This is a genomic window from Rhodopirellula maiorica SM1 (genome assembly GCF_000346295.1).
Taxonomy (GTDB): Bacteria; Planctomycetota; Planctomycetia; order Pirellulales; family Pirellulaceae; genus Novipirellula; species Novipirellula maiorica.
Window position 1 is genome coordinate 1 of record NZ_ANOG01001012.1, and the last position, 4,487, is coordinate 4,487.

The 4,487-nt window shown below is 54.3% G+C and carries 6 protein-coding genes; all 6 read left to right on the forward strand.

Translation table 11 applies throughout. The features are described from left to right. The coding region (locus RMSM_RS39120) for a DUF1559 family PulG-like putative transporter (protein WP_201767106.1) at window positions 1-142 on the forward strand (142 nt) is incomplete at its 5' end. Between the two features lie 41 nt (window positions 143-183). Then, a complete protein-coding gene (locus RMSM_RS32650; protein ID WP_008707799.1) occupies window positions 184-594 on the forward strand; it encodes a nuclear transport factor 2 family protein in 411 nt (136 codons plus the stop codon). 149 nt (window positions 595-743) lie between these two features. Continuing rightward, a complete protein-coding gene (locus RMSM_RS43195) occupies window positions 744-1,472 on the forward strand; it encodes a multiheme c-type cytochrome (protein WP_008707801.1) in 729 nt (242 codons plus the stop codon). 20 nt (window positions 1,473-1,492) lie between these two features. Then, window positions 1,493-1,993 carry a hypothetical protein gene (locus RMSM_RS43200; RefSeq protein ID WP_236622398.1) on the forward strand — a complete coding sequence of 167 codons (501 nt, stop codon included), beginning with the start codon at window positions 1,493-1,495 and terminating at the stop codon, window positions 1,991-1,993. A 135-nt stretch (window positions 1,994-2,128) separates the two neighbouring features. After that, window positions 2,129-3,211, forward strand: a complete 1,083-nt coding sequence (locus tag RMSM_RS32660) for a hypothetical protein (protein WP_008707804.1) — start codon at window positions 2,129-2,131, stop codon at window positions 3,209-3,211. Window positions 3,212-3,258: 47 nt separating this feature from the next. After that, complete coding sequence (locus RMSM_RS32665) at window positions 3,259-4,404, forward strand: tetratricopeptide repeat protein (RefSeq protein WP_008707807.1); 1,146 nt, start codon at window positions 3,259-3,261, stop codon at window positions 4,402-4,404. Window positions 4,405-4,487 lie beyond the last annotated feature (83 nt).

Below are 4,487 nucleotides of genomic sequence, written 5' to 3' on the forward strand. Positions count from 1 at the left end.
GGCCCGTAGTTACCACACCGGCGGCGTCAACGTGTTGATGGCCGATGGCGGTGTTCGCTTTGTCACCGACTCGGTGGACAACCTAGAGATTTGGCGACCGATGAGCACCGCTCAGAATAGCGAAGTCATCACCGAGCCATAACGAACTCAACAAAATAGATATACCTTAAGGATCAAAACGTAATGAAATCAAAAAGTTTGTTTATTGTCGCGCTGTTGTTATCCGTTTCGACTTGGCTGGGCTGTGGTTCCTCGGGTGTGGTCAAACCGACCGACGAACAGAATGCGTTTGCCAGCGTCGAAGGCTTAGGTGACTTGGCTGGCGATGATGAAATGTTTGCCAGTGCCTTTGTTGCCGGAGCGGCACCAGAGAATCGCAAAGACTATGGCGAGCGAGGTTACCAAGTTAACGGAGAGCCGTCGTTTGATGGTGATACGGTTACCGTCCCGGTGAAAATCTTTGGCGGCGTTCACGCGACCTCTTCCGGCGATGGCCGTGGCGGTAAAGCCAGTTCGGTCGCAGAAACCGAACAGGTATGGACGCTGCAGCGGACCGATGGTCAGTGGAAGATCAAAGACGCGCCGCTGGGCTAAAGAGCGATCCGCAGCATTACGGCGGATAAATGGCGGGCCAGGTGGATTGACCGGCCCAGTAATCACATAACCTGCTGGAGAATACGGCGATCAACCACGTTTCCCATTCGTCGAATCGAGGTTCCACGAATTACCTTCGTGTACGCACCTTGCTGGGATGGGGCGCATTGGGGTTTGCCGTGATCGCCGCAGGTATGTTGTGGGCGGTGTTTGATTCGTTTCAAACCCCCGAGGTGACAACGGATATGGTGTCGACGACCGATCCGTCGATGCAAAACGCCTCCGATGTCTCACGACGTTTTGCTGATAATTTGCCTGCTCGGGTTCAGCAGGCGGTTTCAGGATGGAACCAGTTGATTTCAGCAAACTTTGCCGGCGATCAGGCGTGTGCCGAATGTCATGAGAAAGAATACCAAGCTCATCTTCGCTCGGGACACTCTCGCACGTTGACTCGGATTCATGATTCGCCGCTGGCGAGCAAACTTGCCGAGATGCGGCATTATCAAGATCCACGCCGTGAGCAGGTTTTCGAGTTTTCGCAACGCGAAGATCAATTCTTTGTCAGCGATACGGCCAATGCTACTGGCGTGGCGGTTCCCGTGACTTGGTTACTCGGTTCGGGAATCCATGCACAGACGCCGATTGCGGTCGATGAGGCGACTCAAAGTGGGGTCGAGCTGCGGTGGTCGTATTATGGATCGCGTGATCAAGTTGGCATGACACCGGACCATGAACGTTTTGACGACTTCGCCCAAGGGACGATCGAATGTTTTGGGCGACCGATGGACACTGCCGATATCCGCGCGTGTTTGGGGTGTCACAGCACGCTGACGCCACCGCCGTCGTTACCGATTAATGAATTCGTTAGTGGTCGCTAACGTGGGTTGTGAGCGTTGCCATGGTCCACGGAAAAAACAATGTCCAGCTTGCTCATCTTGGACACGCTGAGGATGCCAAGCCGATGCTGCAATACGAAACTGCCGAGGCCTATATGGATGCTTGCAGCACATGCCATCGCGATGAAGCTTCGGTCAAACCCGATGCAACGCCCAACGAATTGGTACGTTTTCAGCCCTATGGCATCAAACGCAGTCGCTGCTATCTCGAGACTCCTGGCCACATGACCTGTTCGACTTGCCATGACCCACACGATACCGTGTCGCACGATCGGGCTGTGTCGATCGATCAGTGCAAACAGTGTCACGGCGACACCGCGTCCAGCGAGTGCTCTCGTCAGCCCTTAGGCGATTGCATCGATTGCCACATGCCGGCGATCAAGTGGACCGCGGGAATCACGTTTCACGATCACTGGATTCGCGTCCCTGATAGTGGATCGCCGAGGATGCATCATTCACAGCGAACGGCGAGAGCGACGGATGGTGCGAAGGGGGACGATTGAATGGTGTCTGGGGTAGCAGAAAAATTTGAGAGTACGAGTACGAGTACGAGTACGAGCACAAGCACGAGTACGAGTACGAGCACAAGCACGGGTACGGAAGAACTGACACAGGGAGAAAAATCGAATGTCAAAGCGATGTCGGTGTGCGAAACGGATTTGTCAGCGGGTGCAGCGTCATTGCCGCATCCAAGCCGAAGCGGGTTTTTGTTCTCGCCGGCGATCGATTTGTTCTTTATCGCAAATGCGTTTTGGCCGCTGTTATTATTAGTGGATCGTTTGGGTGGGATTGCAACGCATCAGAGTTTGCTGTTTTGGCAGATCTATTTTGTGACCGCTCCACATCGCTGGATCACGTTGATTTTAGTCACAGTCGATCACCACAAGGGCATTGATCGTCGACGGCAATTTTTGGCTTTTGGCACCGCGATTTTGATCGCATGTCTTTGTTTAAAAATGGGCACCGGATCGCTGCTGTGTCTGGGGGTGATCGATTATATCTGGAACGCTTGGCATTTTGCGTCGCAGCACCATGGTGTGTTTCGCATTTATCAACGTAAAAGCAAGTCGACGAATTCCTCTGGGACATCCGGACCAACTCGGTTCGCTACGACCAAGCCCTTAGCCGCCACGCTCGAAAAAGCGGTGTTTCGCTGCTTCATGCTCTATGTGATCGCTCGTGTCGCCGGTTGGGGATGGAGCGAAGGTCCCTTTGATGGATTCCAGTGGGTTTCGTCGCTGGATTGGGGTGTGTTGGTAGTTCCCGTGGCGTTTGCCGGTCGCCAGTGTTTCCAGTACGCCGTCGCCCGCACTGTGTCGTTGGCTAGCGTGGCGTATTTAACCAGCGTGATGACGTTGTTTGCGTCGCTATTGCTGGCTTCGCATTTTGAAAACAACCAATGGGTGGTTCAGTTGGCATTGGCCTCGGCGATTTTCCATTCCTTGGAATACATGTCGATTGTAACGTGGTCGATGAGCGGTTCGCGGGGATCAAGTCAGGCCAACGCCTTGGCTCGACTTTCCAAAATGTGGTTGTTGTTCCTGGTCATTTTTGTGGTCGTCATTGGGCTGGGCAACTACCTGCTTTCGCGTGGCTATTTCGAGTTGTGGGTGTTCGTCAACATTGTCGTCGCATTTTGGCATTACTGTTTTGACGGCATGATCTGGAAGTCGCGTAAACCGTCGTCCGCTTCAAAACCATCACCGGCGATCGCATCATGAATCCTCCACCGTTTAAGTTTCGCCTGGTCTGGATCGTCCATTTGTCTATGGCAATCATTGCCGTGGCGGTGTCCAGCGTGCTGCTTTCCGATGCCAGCGGAGTGGTGCACGTATTTGGGCGATGGGATGTGGTCGCATGTGCCTTTTTAGCGGCTCTGCCATTGGCGTTGATCGCGGTGCAGCCGTTTTGCCAATTCGCTCGTTGGCAGCAACTCATCAGCTCGCTTGGGTGCGTTATCGTCGCAGCAGCAATCACCACGTTTGCCGCATCGATCACTCAGCTTCCCGAGCAGAGTGTGATCACGTTGACGGTGTGTCGCAGCGTGATCGCGATCGCGGCGATGATGGCCGTGGCGTTTTTGGGGGCGGTCATGGTGCCGTCGCCACGCTTGCCTGTGTTCGCCGAGAACGCGTGGTTGTCGCTCGCGATGCTCGTCGCGTTGGCGATACTGATTCCCGCGGCGTATGCGGACTCGGTGGCGGATGGGATTCGCATCGATCTGGAGCGATCGATTGAAACTCGCCGGTTTGCCTTGGCAAATCAGCAAGCTGAACAATTTGCTCAACTGAATCCTAGCGGCATGGTTCATCAGAAATCGGTGCGAAAGGTGCAGCTGGAACTTGAGGACGTCGTAGCGAAACTGGAGACGGAAGCCCGTCGGCCAGTCTCTGCCGAGGCCCCCGTTCCCGTCTTGGGGCAACGTGTCACGGTGCTGATGCACTTGGACCGCAATGAGGAAGCGTTGCAGCTACTTGAACCGTTGACACGTGGCGATCGTTTTCAGCCCATTAGCCTTGATTACAAAGGACTGTGCTTTCAGCGATTGAATCAGATGTCAGAAAGCTTGGACGCCTACCAGCAGGCGGTGGCGTACTGGGAATCACAACCCGCCAGCGACACCAGACGATCGAGTCTGGCCAGTGCATGGAAGGGGATCGGGTTTGCCGCCAGACGACTCGACCAACGAACTTTAGAAGAGCAGGCATATCGCAAGCTGGTGGAAGTCGCTCCGACCGCCGCGAATCACTTGTTATTGGCGCAATGTTACCGCGAACATCAAAAAACGCATTTGGCGGCAGAGCAATCGACGAAGGCGATGCAATTGGATCCTACGATGCAGTCGCAATCCGAATCGATTTTGTCATCAATGTCGATGGACCATTTTGGTTGCCTGCAAGTCCCGCGTCGCTAGACCGCAGATTGTCCTTGATCGCTCCGCGATCATGACAGCGTGATGCCCCAACACTCAATGTCTTCTCAAAGTCCGGTCATTTT